This window comes from Croceibacterium mercuriale, from assembly GCF_000802385.1.
GTDB classification, from domain to species: Bacteria; Pseudomonadota; Alphaproteobacteria; order Sphingomonadales; family Sphingomonadaceae; genus Croceibacterium; species Croceibacterium mercuriale.
The window spans coordinates 179,510-195,463 of sequence record NZ_JTDN01000002.1; the positions used below are offsets into that span (position 1 = coordinate 179,510).

The 15,954-nt window shown below is 66.8% G+C and carries 15 protein-coding genes and 1 other RNA gene; 7 read left to right on the forward strand and 9 right to left on the reverse strand.

What is annotated here, in order from left to right; all coding sequences use genetic code 11:
• Nucleotides 1-150: 150 nt before the first annotated feature.
• Together gyrB and PK98_RS17065 are read right to left on the reverse strand one after the other, a co-directional pair.
• Complete coding sequence (gyrB, locus tag PK98_RS10470) at nucleotides 151-2,664, reverse strand: DNA topoisomerase (ATP-hydrolyzing) subunit B (RefSeq protein ID WP_039097556.1); 2,514 nt, start codon at nucleotides 2,662-2,664, stop codon at nucleotides 151-153.
• Nucleotides 2,665-2,805: 141 nt separating this feature from the next.
• On the reverse strand, nucleotides 2,806-2,964 hold the full coding sequence (locus tag PK98_RS17065; protein ID WP_161792431.1) for a hypothetical protein: 159 nt from the start codon (nucleotides 2,962-2,964) through the stop codon (nucleotides 2,806-2,808).
• 209 nt (nucleotides 2,965-3,173) lie between these two features.
• On the opposite strand from PK98_RS17065, the gene guaA reads away from it, so the two are divergent.
• Nucleotides 3,174-4,754 carry a glutamine-hydrolyzing GMP synthase gene (guaA, locus tag PK98_RS10475; RefSeq protein ID WP_039096867.1) on the forward strand — a complete coding sequence of 527 codons (1,581 nt, stop codon included), beginning with the start codon at nucleotides 3,174-3,176 and terminating at the stop codon, nucleotides 4,752-4,754.
• 2 nt (nucleotides 4,755-4,756) lie between these two features.
• Entirely contained in the window at nucleotides 4,757-5,575 is an 819-nt protein-coding gene (locus PK98_RS10480; protein WP_161792432.1) for a transporter, read from the forward strand.
• A 1-nt stretch (nucleotide 5,576) separates the two neighbouring features.
• Here PK98_RS10480 and PK98_RS10485 read toward each other — a convergent pair whose 3' ends face one another.
• From PK98_RS10485 to PK98_RS10505, 5 genes are all read right to left on the reverse strand, one after another.
• Nucleotides 5,577-6,248 carry a spermidine synthase gene (locus tag PK98_RS10485; protein WP_039096869.1) on the reverse strand — a complete coding sequence of 224 codons (672 nt, stop codon included), beginning with the start codon at nucleotides 6,246-6,248 and terminating at the stop codon, nucleotides 5,577-5,579.
• A complete protein-coding gene (locus tag PK98_RS10490; RefSeq protein ID WP_039096870.1) occupies nucleotides 6,245-6,571 on the reverse strand; it encodes a DUF6481 family protein in 327 nt (108 codons plus the stop codon). The genes PK98_RS10485 and PK98_RS10490 overlap by 4 nt, the downstream gene beginning before the upstream one ends.
• Before the next feature lie 94 nt (nucleotides 6,572-6,665).
• Nucleotides 6,666-7,247: a DUF924 family protein gene (locus PK98_RS10495; RefSeq protein WP_052208530.1), complete on the reverse strand. Its 582-nt coding sequence runs from the start codon at nucleotides 7,245-7,247 to the stop codon at nucleotides 6,666-6,668.
• On the reverse strand, nucleotides 7,237-7,668 hold the full coding sequence (locus PK98_RS10500; RefSeq protein ID WP_152608637.1) for a hypothetical protein: 432 nt from the start codon (nucleotides 7,666-7,668) through the stop codon (nucleotides 7,237-7,239). Before PK98_RS10500 ends, PK98_RS10495 begins: the two co-directional genes overlap by 11 nt.
• A 62-nt stretch (nucleotides 7,669-7,730) precedes the next feature.
• Nucleotides 7,731-8,012, reverse strand: a complete 282-nt coding sequence (locus tag PK98_RS10505) for a zinc-finger domain-containing protein (RefSeq protein WP_039096873.1) — start codon at nucleotides 8,010-8,012, stop codon at nucleotides 7,731-7,733.
• Between the two features lie 82 nt (nucleotides 8,013-8,094).
• Between PK98_RS10505 and PK98_RS10510 the strand changes: the two genes are divergently transcribed.
• The 3 genes from PK98_RS10510 (at nucleotide 8,095) to nadB (ending at nucleotide 12,571) form a co-directional block, all read left to right on the forward strand.
• On the forward strand, nucleotides 8,095-9,036 hold the full coding sequence (locus PK98_RS10510; protein ID WP_039096874.1) for an ABC transporter ATP-binding protein: 942 nt from the start codon (nucleotides 8,095-8,097) through the stop codon (nucleotides 9,034-9,036).
• 402 nt (nucleotides 9,037-9,438) lie between these two features.
• Nucleotides 9,439-10,914, forward strand: a complete 1,476-nt coding sequence (locus PK98_RS10515; RefSeq protein ID WP_052208532.1) for a vWA domain-containing protein — start codon at nucleotides 9,439-9,441, stop codon at nucleotides 10,912-10,914.
• 52 nt (nucleotides 10,915-10,966) lie between these two features.
• Nucleotides 10,967-12,571 (forward strand): L-aspartate oxidase, encoded by a 1,605-nt coding sequence (gene nadB, locus PK98_RS10520; RefSeq protein WP_039096875.1) that lies wholly within the window; start codon nucleotides 10,967-10,969, stop codon nucleotides 12,569-12,571.
• Between the two features lie 4 nt (nucleotides 12,572-12,575).
• Here the strand turns inward: nadB and PK98_RS10525 are convergent, their stop codons facing one another.
• Entirely contained in the window at nucleotides 12,576-12,899 is a 324-nt protein-coding gene (locus PK98_RS10525; RefSeq protein WP_039096877.1) for a YnfA family protein, read from the reverse strand.
• Nucleotides 12,900-12,952: 53 nt separating this feature from the next.
• On the reverse strand, nucleotides 12,953-13,168 hold the full coding sequence (locus PK98_RS10530) for a hypothetical protein (RefSeq protein WP_152608638.1): 216 nt from the start codon (nucleotides 13,166-13,168) through the stop codon (nucleotides 12,953-12,955).
• A 367-nt stretch (nucleotides 13,169-13,535) separates the two neighbouring features.
• Between PK98_RS10530 and PK98_RS10535 the strand changes: the two genes are divergently transcribed.
• Both PK98_RS10535 and rnpB read left to right on the forward strand, forming a co-directional pair.
• Nucleotides 13,536-15,497: a ribonucleoside-diphosphate reductase subunit alpha gene (locus PK98_RS10535; protein WP_039097560.1), complete on the forward strand. Its 1,962-nt coding sequence runs from the start codon at nucleotides 13,536-13,538 to the stop codon at nucleotides 15,495-15,497.
• Nucleotides 15,498-15,545: 48 nt separating this feature from the next.
• Nucleotides 15,546-15,946, forward strand: an RNA gene (gene rnpB / locus PK98_RS16120) — RNase P RNA component class A.
• Nucleotides 15,947-15,954: the final 8 nt, after the last annotated feature.

Consider the following 15,954-nt stretch of genomic DNA (forward strand, 5'->3'; position numbering starts at 1 on the left):
ACGGACCTACAGCAAGCGCGGATCAGGTCAACCAAGCGGGCATATTGGCCTTACCAGCATCATGGCAGGATGTGCCCCGCATGATGCTGGTGAAGCAGGCAACCCGATCAGCCCTCCGGATCCTGTGCGCCGCCTCGGGGCGGCGTGCGATCACACGTCCAGATTGGCGACGTTCAACGCATTCTGCTGGATGAACTCACGCCGGGGCTCGACCACATCGCCCATCAGCCGGGTGAAGATCTCGTCCGTCACATCGGCATCCTCCACCTTCACCTGCAGCAATGCGCGGTTCTCGGGGTCGAGCGTGGTCTCCCACAGCTGATCGGCATTCATCTCGCCCAGCCCCTTGTAACGCTGGACCGACAGGCCCTTGCGCCCCGTCTCCAGCACCGCTGCCAGCAACTGGCTGGGGCGGGTGATCGCGCCGTCGACCGGCCGCGTCGGCACCGCCTCGACAGCACCCGGCTCGTCCGTGTCGGGCTCGACAGCTTCGGGCTCCGGCGCGGCCGCACCGGCATTGCTCTTGGTCAGGCGCGAGGGCGAGTCATAGGCGTCCGCATGTTCGCCCGCCAGCCGGTGCAGCTTGCGCGCTTCGGCGCTGCCGATGAAGCCGGCTTCGATCAGGTGCGCGTCGGTGACCCCGCGCCACACGCGGTCGAAGCGGATCGTGCCGTCCTCGCGCTCGCTGGCGGACCAGGCCGCCTCCACGTCGCTCAGCTGCATCTGTGCGGCTGCCCGCTGCAATGCCGCAGCCCGGGTGGCGCCATCCGCCTCCGGATCCAGCGCGCCGGCCAGCGCCATCGCCTCCACCACCGACGGATCGTAGCGACGCGGCACGAAGGCCATCAGGTTCTTCATGCGCAGCGCATGTTCCACCAGTGCGGTCAGGTCCTGTCCGCTGCGCGCACCGCCGGCGCTTTCCAGCACCCGGCCCTGCAGCCCGCCTTCGATCAGGTAGCGGTCCAGCGCGGCCTGGTCCTTCAGATAGACCTCCGACCGGTTCTTCGCGACCTTGTACAAGGGCGGCTGGGCGATGAACAGGTGCCCGGCCTTGACGATCTCCGGCATCTGCCGGTGGAAGAAGGTCAGCAGCAGCGTGCGGATATGCGCGCCGTCCACGTCGGCGTCCGTCATGATGACGATCTTGTGGTAGCGCAGCTTCTCCAGGTTGAATTCATCGCGCACGCCGGTCCCCATCGCCTGGATGAGTGTGCCGACTTCCTTTGACGAGATGATCCGGTCGAACCGCGCCCGCTCCACGTTGAGGATCTTGCCCTTGAGCGGCAGGATCGCCTGCACGTGCCGGTCACGTCCCTGCTTGGCGGAGCCGCCAGCGGAGTCACCCTCCACCAGGAACAGTTCGCACTTGCTGGGATCGCGTTCCTGGCAATCGGCCAGCTTGCCGGGCAGGCTGGCGATGTCCATCACCCCCTTGCGCCGCGTCAGCTCGCGCGCGCGCTTCGCCGCCTCGCGCGCGGCGGCGGCGTCGATCACCTTGCCGATGATTTCCCTGGCATGGGCAGGATGTTCCTGCAGCCATTCCGCCATCTTGTCGCCCATCAGCGATTCCAGCGGCTGGCGCACTTCGGAACTGACCAGCTTGTCCTTGGTCTGGCTGGAGAACTTGGGATCCGGCAGCTTCACGCTGACGATCGCGGTCAGCCCTTCGCGCATGTCCTCGCCCGACAGCGTCACCTTTTCCTTCTTCATCAGGCCGGACGACGCGGCATAGCCGTTCAGCGTGCGCGTCAGCGCCGCGCGGAAGGCGGCCAGATGCGTGCCGCCATCGCGCTGCGGGATGTTGTTTGTGAAGGCGAGCACGTTCTCGTAGTAGGAATCATTCCATTCCAGCGAGACGTCGATGCCGATGCCGTCCTTTTCCGCCGAGATGGCGATCGGCTCGGGCATCAGGGGCTGCTTGTTGCGGTCCAGGTACTTCACGAAGGCCGCGATACCGCCTTCATAATACAGATCATGCTCCAGCGGCACCTCGTGCCGCTTGTCGCGCAGGTTGATGCGTACGCCGGAATTGAGGAAGGCGAGCTCGCGGTAGCGGTGCTCCAGCTTGTCGAAATCGAACTCTGTCACGTTCTTGAAGGTGTCGGTCGACGGCAGGAAGGTGACCTTGGTCCCCTTCTGCCCGGCGGGCACGTCGCCGCGCTCCTCCAGCGGCGCCACGGCATCGCCATGTTCGAACCGCATCCAGTATTCGCGGCCGTTGCGCCAAACGGTCAGTTCCAGCCATTCCGACAGGGCGTTCACCACCGAAACACCCACGCCGTGCAGGCCGCCCGATACCTTGTAGGCGTTGTCATCGTTGGTGTTGTCGAACTTACCGCCGGCATGCAGCTGGGTCATGATGACCTCCGCCGCGCTGACGCCTTCTTCCTTGTGGATGTCCACCGGGATCCCGCGACCATTGTCGGTCACGCTGACGGAGCCGTCGGGATTGAGCTCGATCAGCACCAGGTCGCAATGGCCGGCCAGTGCCTCGTCGATGGCATTGTCCGACACCTCGAACACCATATGGTGCAGGCCGGAGCCATCGTCGGTGTCGCCGATATACATGCCGGGCCGCTTGCGCACGGCATCCAGCCCCTTCAGCACCCTGATCTGATCCGCGTCGTAGCCGTTGGGCTGCTTGGTATTCTCGCTGTCGCTCATGCCCATCATATAGGAATCTGACGCAGCATAGGAAAGCACGGAGCCACCCGTTCCACAGCTTTCGGCAGAAGGTGTGACCCCAAACGCAAACGGCCGCCCCGAACGGGACGGCCGCGTGTCATGTAGTCGCCTGAAAGTCGATCAGTGCGGCCACATCATCGGGTGACGATACGCACCGGCGCTGAGGATGTAGGCGGTAAGCATACGCTTGAAGAACTTGGCCATGATACGTGTCTCCTGCTTGGAGATGCCGCCGCCGATACGGCTGACACCTGGATCTGATGTAAGCTTTTGTTCCATCCGGCGTTTCTGCGCGCCTTCCGAAATGCCTGCTTGTCGATGGTGTATCTGGGGCAGGTCGCCGGCATACTCAAATGCGAAGAGGCGAACTGCTGTTGCAAGCTTTGCAACTCAGCTACGCGATGATGCGTAGAGCGCCGTTCACCCTGTCGCGCCATCACTGGCTTCCATGCTGGACAGAGGCGGAATGCTGCGCCTAACCGCCGGGCATGAGCAGCATCGCCGAATCCCAGCCCGATACCATCCTGATCGTCGATTTTGGCAGCCAGGTGACCCAGCTGATCGCCCGCCGCGTGCGCGAAGCCGGCGTCTATTCGGAGATCGCACCCTACACGACCGCGGAGGAGGCGTTCCACCGACTGCGGCCCAAGGGCATCATCCTGTCCGGCAGCCCGGCCAGCGTGCCGGCGGAAGGCAGCCCGCGCGCGCCGCAGGTACTGTTCGACAGCGGCCTGCCGATCCTGGGCATCTGCTACGGCCAGCAGGTGATGACGCACCAGCTTGGCGGCGAGGTGCGGCCCGGGCACGAAACCGGCGAAGGTGGCGAGTTCGGCCGCGCCTTCCTGACCGTGACCGAACCCTGCGTCCTGTTCGACGGATTGTGGCAGGTGGGCGAGCGGCACCAGGTGTGGATGAGCCATGGCGACAAGGTCACCCGCTTCGCCGACGGCTTCCGCATCGTCGCCACCAGCGACGGCGCACCCTTCGCGCTGATCGCCGACGACGAACGCCGCTATTACGGCACCCAGTTCCACCCGGAAGTATTCCACACGCCCGATGGCGGCAGGCTGCTGGCCAATTTCGTGCGCCATGTCTGCGGCCTCGCCGGCGACTGGACCATGGCCGAGTTCCGCCGCGCCAAGATCGAGGACATCCGCGCGCAGGTGGGCGATGCCCGCGTGATCTGCGGCCTGTCCGGCGGCGTCGATTCCGCGGTCGCGGCGGTGCTGATCCACGAGGCGATCGGCGACCAGCTGACCTGCGTGTTCGTCGATCACGGCCTGATGCGCATGGGCGAGGCGGAGCAGGTCGTCGGCCTGTTCCGCAACCATTACAACATCCCGCTGGTCCACGTGGATGCCGAAGAGCTGTTCATGGATGGCCTCGCCGGCCTCACCGACCCGGAGGCCAAGCGCAAGTTCATCGGCAAGACCTTCATCGACGTGTTCGATGCCGAGGCGAAGAAGATCGGCGGCGCCGATTTCCTGGCGCAGGGCACGCTCTACCCCGACGTGATCGAGAGCGTCAGCTTCACCGGCGGTCCGTCGGTGACGATCAAGAGCCACCACAATGTCGGCGGCCTGCCCGAGCGGATGAACATGGCGCTGGTCGAACCCTTGCGCGAACTGTTCAAGGACGAAGTGCGCGAACTGGGCCGGGAGCTGGGTCTGCCGCCCGCCTTTGTCGGCCGCCACCCCTTCCCCGGTCCCGGCCTTGCCATCCGCATCCCGGGCGAAGTGACCAAGGACCGCTGCGACATCCTGCGCAAGGCCGACGCCATCTATCTGGAGGAGATCCGCAATGCCGGCCTCTACGATGCAATCTGGCAGGCGTTTGCCGTGCTGCTGCCGGTGAAGACCGTGGGCGTCATGGGCGACAGCCGCACCTACGATTCGGTCTGCGCCCTGCGCGCGGTCACCAGCACCGACGGCATGACCGCCGACGTGTACCCGTTCGACGGGCAGTTTCTGGGCCGCGTCGCCACCCGCATCGTCAACGAGGTGCGCGGCATCAACCGCGTCGTCTACGATTATACCAGCAAGCCGCCCGGCACGATCGAGTGGGAATAGTGGTGTCAGCCAGGCAGGCATGGCGCGCCGGCCTGTTCGCCGCGGGCATCCTGTGGGCCCTGCCGGCCGCAGCGCAGGATGGTGATGAGCTGCGCTTCTGCCCCAACCGGCCCAGCCTCGGTGCCTCGGCCTGCACGACCGATCCGGGCCATGTGCAGTTCGAATATTCCGTCCTCGACTGGCAGCGCGACGACACGGCCGACGAACGCGAGGACCAGTTCATTGTCGCCGACCTGCTGGCCAGGATCGGCGTCGGTCCGCAAACGGAAGTGCAGATCGGCTGGACCGCCTTCGGCGCGCAGCGTGTCCGGCAGAACGGCACACGCGAGGTCAGCCGGGACAGTGCGGTGGGCGATGTCCGGCTGGCCGTGCGGCAGAACCTGCGCAATCCGGCCGGTGACGGCCTGTCCTTCGGCATCGAACCGTTCGTGATCCTGCCGGTGGGTGGCGCGCCGATCGGCGGCGGGGACTGGGGCGCGGGCGCGATGGTGCCGGTCACCTATGATCTTACCGGATCGCTCAACCTCGCCTTCACCGGCCAGCTGGCGGCGCTCGCAGACGAGGACGGCGACGGCCGGCACCTGAATGCCAGCGGCATCATCGGCCTGGGCTACCAGTTGTCGGATGCGGTGACCTGGACCAGCGAAGTGTCGGTCGAGCGCAACGACGACCCGATGGAAGGCGCAACCCATGTGCTGGCGGCGCAGTCGCTGGCCTGGCAGCCGACGAAGCGGACACAGCTGGATCTACTGGCAGCGGCGGGCCTCAACCACGCGACGCCCGACATCCGCGTCGCCATCGGTGGGGCGATCCTGTTCTGAGCTACGGCGAGGTCGCGAACCACAGATGGTGCTGCGGGCCCTTGCCGTTCTCCCGCGCCCGCACGCGCCGTTCCTCGACCTCGAAGCCGGCGCTGTTCAGTCGCCGGGTGAAGGCAGGGTCGGTCCCCGCGGACCACACCGCCAGGATGCCGCCCGGGCGCAGCGCCCTTCGTGCGGCCCGCAGACCATCGGGGGTATACAGCGCATTGTTGGCCGGGCGGGTCAGCCCGTCGGGCCCGTTGTCCACGTCCAGCAGGATGGCATCGTACTCAGCCCGGGCCGAGACGATCTCCCAACCCACATCGTTCATCCGCAGGGTGACGCGCGGATCGTCCAGGCAGCCGGCGGCCAGCTCCTGCATCGGCCCACGGGCCCAGTCGATGATGCCCGGCACCAGTTCCGCCACCATCGTGCGGCCTTTCGGCCCGAGGCGGGCGAGCACGGCACGCAGGGTAAACCCCATTCCATAGCCACCGATCAGCAGCTTCGCATTCGCCGGCGAGCCCAGCCGGTCCAGCGTCATGGTACCGAGCGCCGCCTCCGACCCGCTCATCCGGCTGCTCATCAGCTCGTTGCGGTCGAGCATGATGATGAAGTCGCGGCCGTGGCGAACCAGCCGCAGCGGAGGACCACCGGGGACCTCCGCCACGCCGATCTCCTCGCGCGGGATCACTTCTTGCGGGCTTTCCTCGCCGCATACTTTGCGTCACGCTCGGCCTTCTTCTCCTCGGCCGTCTTCTGCGGCTTGGGAGCGTTGGCGATGGCGGCAGCTTCCTTCTTCGCCTGCCGCTCGGCCTTCTCCTCGGCCAGCTTCAGCTGGCGGGCGGCGCTCTTCTCTGCGGCGGCAGCTTCCTTGGCGGCCGCGACCTCGCGCAGGCGGGCCTGCTCCTCGGGATCGATCGGTGCCTTGGTGCGCAGCTTTTCCAGCGCGCTCTCTTTGGCCGCACGCGAAGCGGCGGCTCGGTCCTGGAAGTCGGGGGCCTTGAAACCGGCCATGTATGCAGTGCTCCTGATTGGGATCGGCCAACGTGGCCGTGCGGCCCCCTAGCAGATATGGCCGGCGATTGCTGCCCCTAAGTGGCGGCGGCCCTCACCATGCAAACCCCTGCTCTACCGCGCGCTGCTCCGCCGGGGTGCTGGTGCGGCCCAGGGCGTCGTTCCGGTGGGGAAAGCGGCCGAAGCGGGCGATCATGCGGTAATGATCGACGGCGAAGGCGCGATTGGCGGGCAGGCCCAGCCGGGTGAAGAAGCGGAGCGATCGCAGCTGGTCGGCGATCTGCTCGCTATGCATCAGCGGCATGGCCAGGAACACGCGTTGTTCCGGCCGCAACACCCGGTCGAAACCGCGCGCCAGTGCGCCATGCGTGATCCGCTGTGCCAGCGGGTCGAAGGCGAAGGCCGTCGACGTGCCGCGGAACAGGTTGCGGGGCAGCTGGTCGAACAGCAGCACGGCGGCCAGCGCGGTGTGCGGATCGGTCAGGAAGCTGTGCGGGGCCTGCGTCCACAGCGCGGCGAGATCGGGCGCGAAACGGCGCCGCAACTCGGCGTCGACCGCATCGTCAGGGTCGAACCACTGGCCGGGGTTCAGGCGGCGGAACCAGAAATGCTCCAGTTCCGCCGCCCAGCGCCGCTGCGCCCGGGTGTTCGATAACGGTTTGAACTCAGCTGTCACCCGGCTTGGTGTAAGGCACGAAACCGTCGATGGCTACAATCCCGCTCAGCATGCCGCTCAGCCGGTCGACAGTCTGCATCAGGTCCTGCCGGCACAGCTGCCCGCCGCCGTAGCGGCGGACCAGCACGATGTCGTTTGGTCCCAGAACGGATGGATCACGCGGGCGAGCGACATACAGGGTGTTGCCACCATCATAGACGAAGCCGACGCCTTCGATCGTCTCCAGCCGGTTGGAATTGGGGGCGTAGACGCAGCTGACCATCTCGCCGGCGGTGCGGCCTTCCAGCCGTTGCGCCAGGCGCGCCTCGTTGCGCTCCGCACGGGTACCGCGCGGCGGTGCATCATCCTGCGCGGCGAGAGGCATTGCAGTGCCGCCAAGCGCCAGGGCTGCGGCAAGGATAGGGGCAATGAAACGCATCATTGAGTCTCCGGTTGATCGAAGACTTAACGATCAGCGCGTTAACCGGGGCTGACCTTAACCTTTCAATGGTCGACGCGCGACACGTCCAGCCCCGGCCCGGTTTCCGTGATGTCGCCCAGACCCAGCTCATGCCGGTCGCGCTCCTGCGCGGCGGGGCCATCGGCCAGGATGAAACGGCGGTCGCAATATCCGCAATCGACGAAGCCCGTTTCATCGATCTGCATGTAGACGCGCGGATGACCCAGCGATGCGGAGCGGAAACCGGGGCCGGACCGGATGTCCCCCGAACCGTCGCACCAGACACGGCGGGTTTCGACGATCGTTGTCTCGGGTGCGTTGTCCATGCGTCCGCGCATATCCCGGCACCTGCCCCCTTGCAAGACACGCCGCCTTGCAAGAGGCTGGGACCTCCGCCACATCGCCGCCATGTCCGAAGCCGCAATCGAAATCCGCGACCTGGTGAAAACCTATGCCGCGCAGAAGAACCAGCCGGCCAAGCACGCGCTGCAGGGCGTCAGCCTGGATGTGCCGACCGGCGGCATCTTCGGCCTGCTGGGGCCGAACGGCGCGGGCAAGTCCACCATGATCAACATCATGGCCGGGCTGGTGAACAAGACCGGCGGGACCGTGCGCATCTGGGGCCACGACATCGATCGCGACCACCGCAACGGCAAGCTGTGCATCGGGATCGTCCCGCAGGAGATCGTGTTCGATCCCTTCTTCACCCCGTTCGAGGTGCTGGAGAACCAGGCCGGCATGTATGGCGTCGCGAAGACGCTGCGCCGGTCGGAAGCGCTGCTGCGCGCGGTCCACCTGCACGACAAGCGCGACGCCTATGCCCGGTCGTTGTCGGGCGGGATGAAGCGGCGGCTGCTGATCGCCAAGGCCATGGTCCATGCTCCGCCCATCCTGGTGCTGGACGAGCCGACCGCCGGCGTGGACGTCGAGCTGCGCCGGCAATTGTGGGAACTGGTGAGCGAGCTGAACGGCCAGGGCGTGACGGTGGTGCTGACCACCCATTACCTGGAGGAGGCGGAGCAGCTGTGCGACCGCATCGCCATCATCAACAACGGCACGCTGGTCACCAATCAGCCGACGCGCGAGCTGATCGCGATGGCGCGGGACAAGATCGTGCGCGTCACGCTGGATCGCGACCTCCTCGCGCCGCCGACGGATCCGCTGCTGGCCAAGGCAGTGCTGATCGACCCGCGCACGCTGGAGATCACCTATGACCGCGACCAGACCAGCGCCGGCCAGGTGCTGTCGGTGCTGCAGCGCGAAGGCCACACCATCCAGGACGTGACCACGCGCGAGGCGGACCTGGAGGACGTGTTCGTGCAGCTGACCATGCAGCAGCAGGCGACGTAGCCGCGCAGCCAGCGGCGCAAATCACGCATTGCAGGCGCCGTCTGCCGGTGCGATCCTCCCGCGCAGGACAATGGGGCGGAGGGAACGGACATGCGGGCAAGGCAGCTGACAGGCGCGCTGGCGGTGACGGCGCTCATGATGACGGGCTCGCCGCCGCTGGTGGCACAGCCGGCGGCGCAGATCCGCAGCGCAGCCCAGATCTGCGAGCCGTACCTGACGGCACCGCTGGACAATCGGCCGATCCAGCGCACGAGCGGCGTACGCAGGACCGACGGCACCGCGCTTGGCACTACCTCCAGGCCCGCGACCCCGCCGGCACCATCAGCGCCACCACCTCCGCCTCCGCCACCACCGCCACCACCTCCTCCGCCACCAGCTTCGCCGACGGCACCCGCTCCGCCGATGAGGATCGCCCCTGCTCCGTCGATCGTCAGCTCCAGCGCCATCCCGCCGGTGAACGTTGCGGCCGACCGCGAACGTTATGCCGGCGAGAAGGTGGCGCAGGTGGTCGCCGTGGCGGAGCAGCCCGTCTCCACCTTCTCCGTCGATGTCGATACCGGCAGCTATGCCAACGTCCGGCGCATGCTGGGCGAAGGCCGCCTGCCGCCCTCCGCCGCGGTGCGGACGGAGGAGATGCTGAACTACTTCCGCTACGATTACCCGCGTCCGTCCAGCCAGGCGGAACCGTTCACCATCACCACCGACATGGCCGTCACCCCGTGGAACGATGCCACCCGCATCCTGCGCATCGGCCTCGCCGGCTACGACCTGCCGCAGGACGAACGCCCACCGGCCAACCTCGTCTTCCTGGTCGATACCTCCGGCTCCATGCTGAGCATGAACAAGCTTCCACTGGTAAAATGCGCCTTAGCTCTGACAGCGGAAAGGCTCGGGCCCGAGGACCGCGTCGCGATCGTCGCCTATTCCGGCTTCACCCGCGTGGTGCTGCCCTCCACCGGAGACAAGGAATCGGTGCTGATGGCGATCGAAGGGCTGTCCGCCCGCGGCTCCACGGCCGGCGGAGCAGCCCTCGCTCTCGCCTATGACGAGGCGCGACGCGCCTTCCGCGAAGGCGGCGTCAACCGCATCCTGCTGGCGACCGATGGCGACTTCAATGTGGGCGTCGTGGATGGCGAGGCCCTGGTCGATACCGTGGCACGCGAGCGTGAAGGCGGCATCAGCCTGACCGCGCTGGGCTTCGGCACCGGCAATCTGAACGAGGCGATGATGGAGCAGATCGCCGACCACGGAAACGGCAACTACTTCTACATCGACAGTCCGGCAGAGGCCGCCAAGGTGTTGGATGACGAGCTGGCCTCGACCCTGTTCACCATCGCCAAGGACGTGAAGATCCAGGTCGAGTTCAACCCGGCCCATGTCGCCGAATACCGGCTGCTGGGCTACGAAAACCGGGCGCTGGCCGAACAGGATTTTGCCAACGATGCGGTGGATGCCGGCGAGATCGGCGCCGGCCACCAGGTCACCGCCCTGTACGAGATCGTGCCGGCGGGCGTGCAGGGCTGGATCCCCGAGCGCCGCTACGCCGCCAACCGCCCGGCTGCCGCGGAGGGCAGCCGCAGCGGCGAGATGGCAGTGGTGCGGCTGCGCTACAAGCTGCCGGATGGCGACGAATCGCTGCTGCTGGAGCGCGCTCTGCCGGCGCGCACCGTGCGCCGGGCAACGGCGCCGACGGGGGATCTCGCCTTGGCCATTGCGGTCGCCGGCTATGGCCAGACGTTGCGCGGCGATCCCTACCTGCGCGGCTGGACGCTGGCCAGCAGCGCCGATCTGGCTGAGCCAATGGCGCGCGACGATCTGCGCCGGCAGTTCGTCACCCTGGCCCGGCAGGCGGCGCAGCTGGTTCCGACAGCGCCCTGACAGACAGCGATCCGCTTGCGCGACGCCGACCCTGCCGCCATGAGCCACGGCCATGACAAGCACCCGGCACGAGCATGACGTCCTGATCATCGGCTCCGGCGCGGCGGGGCTGACCGCGGCGCTGAGCCTCGCCACCCACTGCCGGGTTGCCGTGCTCGCCAAGGGACCGCTCACCAGCGGCTCCACCGCCTGGGCGCAGGGCGGCATCGCCGCGGTGCTGGATGCGGGCGACACGTTCGAGAACCATGTGCGCGACACGATGGTCGCGGGTGCCGGGCTCAACCGGCGCGAGACGGTCGAGTACGTCATCTCCCAGGCCCCGCAGGCGATCGAGCAGCTGCGCGAACTGGGCGTGCCGTTCAACCGGGACAGCAACGACCTGGCCGGCGCGCTGCACCTTACGCGGGAAGGCGGCCATTCGCACCGCCGCATCGTGCATGTGGCCGATGCCACCGGCTGGGCGGTGCAGGCCGCGCTGCTGAAGGCGGCGGAGGCCCACCCCAACATCACCCTGCTGCCGGACCGGACCTGCATCGACCTGATTACCGGCCGGCACGAGGCGCGCTATTGCGGGTCGGGCCGCGTGTGGGGCGTCTATGCGCTGGATGCCGGCAGCGGAGCGGTGGAGGCGCATGTCGCCCGCGCCACGGTCCTGGCCAGCGGCGGCGCCGGCCGCGTCTACCAGTTCTCCACCGCGCCGCGCGGCGCCACGGGCGACGGGATCGCCATGGCCTGGCGGGCCGGTGCGCGCGTCTCCAACATGGAGATGATGCAGTTCCACCCGACCTGCCTGTACCATCTGGACGTAAAGAATTTCCTGATCACCGAGGCGGTACGCGGCGAAGGTGGCCGGCTGATCAATCCGCGCACCGGCAAGCGCTTCATGGAGTTCTACGACGCGGAGCGCATGGAACTGGCCCCACGCGATGTGGTTGCGCGGGCGATCGATGCGGAGATCAAGCGTTTCGGGCTCGACTACGTGCATCTGGACATCAGCCACATGCCGGCCGACTTCGTGCGCGAACATTTCCCCAACATCCACGAGAAGCTGGCGGGCCTCGGCATCGACATGACGATGCAGCCGATCCCGGTGGTGCCGGCGCAGCATTACACCTGCGGCGGCGTGCTGGTCGACCTGGCCGGCCGCACCGACCTGCCGGGGCTGTATGCCGCGGGCGAGTGTACCGAAAGCGGACTGCACGGCGCCAACCGGCTCGCCAGCAATTCGCTGCTGGAATGCTTCGTGTTCGGCGAAGCCGCGGCGAAGGACATCCTGGCCCGGTGGGACAGCTTCGCGGCTCCGCCCTCGATCCGCCCGTGGGATGCCAGCCGCGTCACCGATTCGGACGAGGAGGTGATCATCAAGCAGAACTGGACGGAGATCCGCCGGTTCATGTGGAACTATGTCGGTATTGTGCGCACCACCAAGCGGCTGGAGCGCGCCGCCCACCGCATCAAGCTGCTGACCGAGGAGGTGGAGGATTATTACGGCCACTTCCGCGTGACCACCGATCTGATCGAACTGCGCAACCTGCTGCAATGCGCCGACCTGATCGTCCGCTCCGCCCTGAAGCGCCACGAAAGCCGCGGGCTGCACTACACACTCGACTATCCCCAGACCGATGCCGAGGCGCTGGATACCGTGCTGGTGCCCTAGCGCCTCAGGCCGCGCGGGGGCCCCACAGGATGATCGCTGCGCCTGCCAGGCATACGGTCCCGCCCAGCATGTCCCAGCGGTCCGGTCGCACGCCTTCCACCAGCGCCATCCAGACCAGCGCCGACAGGATGTAGATCCCGCCATACGCGGCAAAGGCGCGGCCCGCCTGGTCGGCGTCCACCAGCGTGAGCAGCCAGGCGAAGAGGCACAGGCTGGCGGCGCCCGGCATCAGCCACAGCGGCGAGCGGTCGAGCCGCAGCCATGCCCAGAAGGCAAAGCATCCGGCAATTTCCGCCACTGCGGCACACAGGTAGACCACGACGCTCATGTGCGGCTGATGCGCCGTCCGGGCGGGTCGTTCAACCCGGCCAGGTTGAACCGTCAGCCCGGCGGCAGGCGGGTCAGTCCACGACCGACCACCTGCTCCTGCGCATCGGCGATGTCCTTCGCCCCGTCAGTTGCCACATCATCTTCGCTGGCGGGTGCCGCAATGTCGCGCTTCTCGTCCGTGCGCTGGTCGCCGGCGACGCCGGCCGCCTGCGCGTCGCGCGTCAGTTCGTCCGCATCCAGCTTGCTGTTCACCTTGGGGGGCTGCATCTTCGGCTCCTCGTGCATCGCTCTGCCGGTTCAACGCACGCCCGCTGCCACCCGCTCCGACAAATATTTTTGCGGCCCCAACTGCCCGCTTGCATCACCCGCGAGTGACGCAATTCCGGCGCGTCGCACTGTGTTGCCCAGGTCGGACACCCCGGAAGGCCGGCGGATATTCACAAGCCACAGCTTGCGCCTCGAATCACAGATGGCCACAAGGGGTTGTGGTCGACGCGCCTCTGGGCAGCGCAGACCAGTGGACAGATCGGGGATAAGTTTTTCCCCGCAGGGTGTCGGCAAGGGTTAGGCTGGGGGTTCCAGCCGACTCGTGCAGGTGCCCATCCTTGGGTTTCAGCACAGGATCATGCCGGCGATGGATTTCAGGAACAGCGACGAGGCGGCCATGGCTCACGAGAGCGACAGCGATACGGCAGTGATGGAAAAGCCGGACACGGCAGCGATGGCCGCGGCCGTGCTTGCGGCGGCGGTGGCAACCCCGCCGGTGGAAGATTCCAAGACCATCAATGCGCGCCGCTTCGACATTCCCACCGATCCGTCGCGCGATGCGCTGCTGACAGAATTCGGCAAGGATACGCTGACCGACCGCTACCTGCTGCCGGGCGAATCCTACCAGGACCTGTTCGCCCGCGTGGCCGACGCCTATGCCGATGACCAGGCGCATGCCCGCCGGCTGTATGACTACATCTCCAAGCTGTGGTTCATGCCGGCCACGCCCGTCCTGTCCAATGGCGGCACCGGGCGCGGCCTGCCGATCAGCTGCTACCTCAACTCCGTGCCCGACAGCCTGGAAGGCATTGTCAGCACCTGGAACGAGAACGTCTGGCTGGCATCGCGCGGCGGCGGCATCGGCACCTATTGGGGCAATGTGCGCGGCATCGGGGAGCCGGTCGGCCTGAACGGCAAAACCAGCGGCATCATTCCCTTCGTTCGTGTGATGGACTCGCTGACGCTGGCGATCAGCCAAGGCAGCCTGCGTCGCGGCTCCGCCGCGTGCTACCTCGATGTCTCCCACCCGGAGATCGAGGAGTTCCTGGAGATTCGCAAGCCGAGCGGCGACTTCAACCGCAAGGCGCTGAACCTGCATCACGGCGTGCTGCTGACCGATGCCTTCATGGAAGCAGTCCGGTCCGGCGCCGACTGGGAACTGAAGAGCCCCAAGGACGGCTCCGTCCGCGCCACGGTCCATGCCCGCTCGCTGTTCCAGAAGCTGGTGGAAACCCGCCTGCAGACTGGCGAGCCCTATATCGTGTTCGCCGATACGGTGAACCGGATGATGCCGCGCCACCATCGCGAACTGGGCCTGAAGGTCTCGACCTCCAACCTGTGTTCGGAAATTACCCTGCCGACCGGGCGCGACCATCTGGGCAATGACCGCACGGCCGTCTGCTGCCTGTCCTCGCTCAACTTGGAAACCTGGGACGAGTGGCAGGGCGACAAGACCTTCATCGAGGACGTGATGCGCTTCCTCGACAATGTCCTGCAGGACTACATCGACCGCGCGCCGGAAGAGATGGCCCGGGCGCGCTACTCCGCCATGCGCGAACGCAGCGTCGGCATGGGCGTGATGGGCTTCCATTCCTTCCTGCAGAAGAAGAACATCGCCTTCGAAAGCGCGATGGCGAAGGCCTGGAACATGAAGATGTTCCAGCACATCAATGCCAAGGCGAACGAGGCATCGATGTTCCTGGCCAAGGAACGCGGTCCCTGCCCCGATGCCGAGGATGTCGGCGTGATGGAGCGGTTCAGCTGCAAGATGGCGATTGCGCCGACCGCGTCGATCTCCATCATCTGCGGCGGCACCAGCGCCTGCATCGAACCGATCCCGGCCAACATCTACACGCACAAGACGCTGTCGGGCAGCTTCGTGGTCAAGAACCCCTATCTGGAGCGGGTGCTGCAGGCCAAGTCCAAGGACTCGACGGCCGTGTGGAACACGATTCTGGAGAAGAACGGCTCGGTCCAGCACCTCGACTTTCTGACGGTCGAGGAAAAGGCGACCTTCAAGACCAGCTTCGAGATCGACCAGCGCTGGCTGCTGGAATTCGCCGCCGACCGCACGCCCTTCATCGACCAGGCGCAGAGCCTCAACCTCTACATCCCGGCCGATGTCGACAAATGGGACCTGATGATGCTGCACTTCCAGGCATGGGAGAAGGGCATCAAGTCGCTCTACTACCTGCGCAGCAAGAGCATGCAGCGCGCCGGTTTCGCCGGCAGCGGCGGCGTGGAGGCGGACAACACGCCCGACCTCGCCAAGTTCGAACTGGGGGCAGACGGACAGACCGATTACGAGGAATGCCTCGCCTGTCAGTAAGGCAGTCCGCCCTTGCCCTTTGCGCCCGCACATGCTGAATGCGCGGCGCCAGGGGGCTGGGCAGCCGCGGCGCTGATGCGTCGAGGAAAGTCCGGGCTCCACGAAACAAGGGTGGCGGGTAACGCCCGCCCGCGCCGGGCAACCGGCGTGAGGGACAGTGCCACAGAGAGCAGACCGCCGATGGGGTGACCGCCTCGTGCGGGCATCAACAGGCAAGGGTGAAAGGGTGCGGCAAGAGCGCACCGGGGTTCCGGCAACGGCGCCCGCGACGGCAAACCCCACCCGGAGCAAGACCGAATAGGGGTCTCGCACCTGCTTGCAGGCAGGGGTGTTTCGCCCCGAGAGACCCGGGTTGGTTGCTAGAGCGCGCCGGGCAACCGGCCGCCCAGATGAATGGCTGCCCCTCGCGTCTGCGAGGACAGAACCCGGCTTACAGGCCCCCTGGCACCACCCTGAC

Bases quoted from the DNA above. Each gene is read 5' to 3' on its own strand.
- gyrB (WP_039097556.1), bottom strand. From the start codon at position 2,664: ATGAGCGACAGCGAGAATACCAAGCAGCCCAACGGCTACGACGCGGAT.
- PK98_RS17065 (WP_161792431.1), bottom strand. From the start codon at position 2,964: ATGGAACAAAAGCTTACATCAGATCCAGGTGTCAGCCGTATCGGCGGC.
- guaA (WP_039096867.1), top strand. From the start codon at position 3,174: ATGAGCAGCATCGCCGAATCCCAGCCCGATACCATCCTGATCGTCGAT.
- PK98_RS10490 (WP_039096870.1), bottom strand. From the start codon at position 6,571: ATGGCCGGTTTCAAGGCCCCCGACTTCCAGGACCGAGCCGCCGCTTCG.
- PK98_RS10500 (WP_152608637.1), bottom strand. From the start codon at position 7,668: ATGATGCGTTTCATTGCCCCTATCCTTGCCGCAGCCCTGGCGCTTGGC.
- PK98_RS10505 (WP_039096873.1), bottom strand. From the start codon at position 8,012: ATGGACAACGCACCCGAGACAACGATCGTCGAAACCCGCCGTGTCTGG.
- PK98_RS10510 (WP_039096874.1), top strand. From the start codon at position 8,095: ATGTCCGAAGCCGCAATCGAAATCCGCGACCTGGTGAAAACCTATGCC.
- PK98_RS10515 (WP_052208532.1), top strand. From the start codon at position 9,439: ATGAGGATCGCCCCTGCTCCGTCGATCGTCAGCTCCAGCGCCATCCCG.
- nadB (WP_039096875.1), top strand. From the start codon at position 10,967: ATGACAAGCACCCGGCACGAGCATGACGTCCTGATCATCGGCTCCGGC.
- PK98_RS10525 (WP_039096877.1), bottom strand. From the start codon at position 12,899: ATGAGCGTCGTGGTCTACCTGTGTGCCGCAGTGGCGGAAATTGCCGGA.
- PK98_RS10530 (WP_152608638.1), bottom strand. From the start codon at position 13,168: ATGCAGCCCCCCAAGGTGAACAGCAAGCTGGATGCGGACGAACTGACG.
- PK98_RS10535 (WP_039097560.1), top strand. From the start codon at position 13,536: ATGGATTTCAGGAACAGCGACGAGGCGGCCATGGCTCACGAGAGCGAC.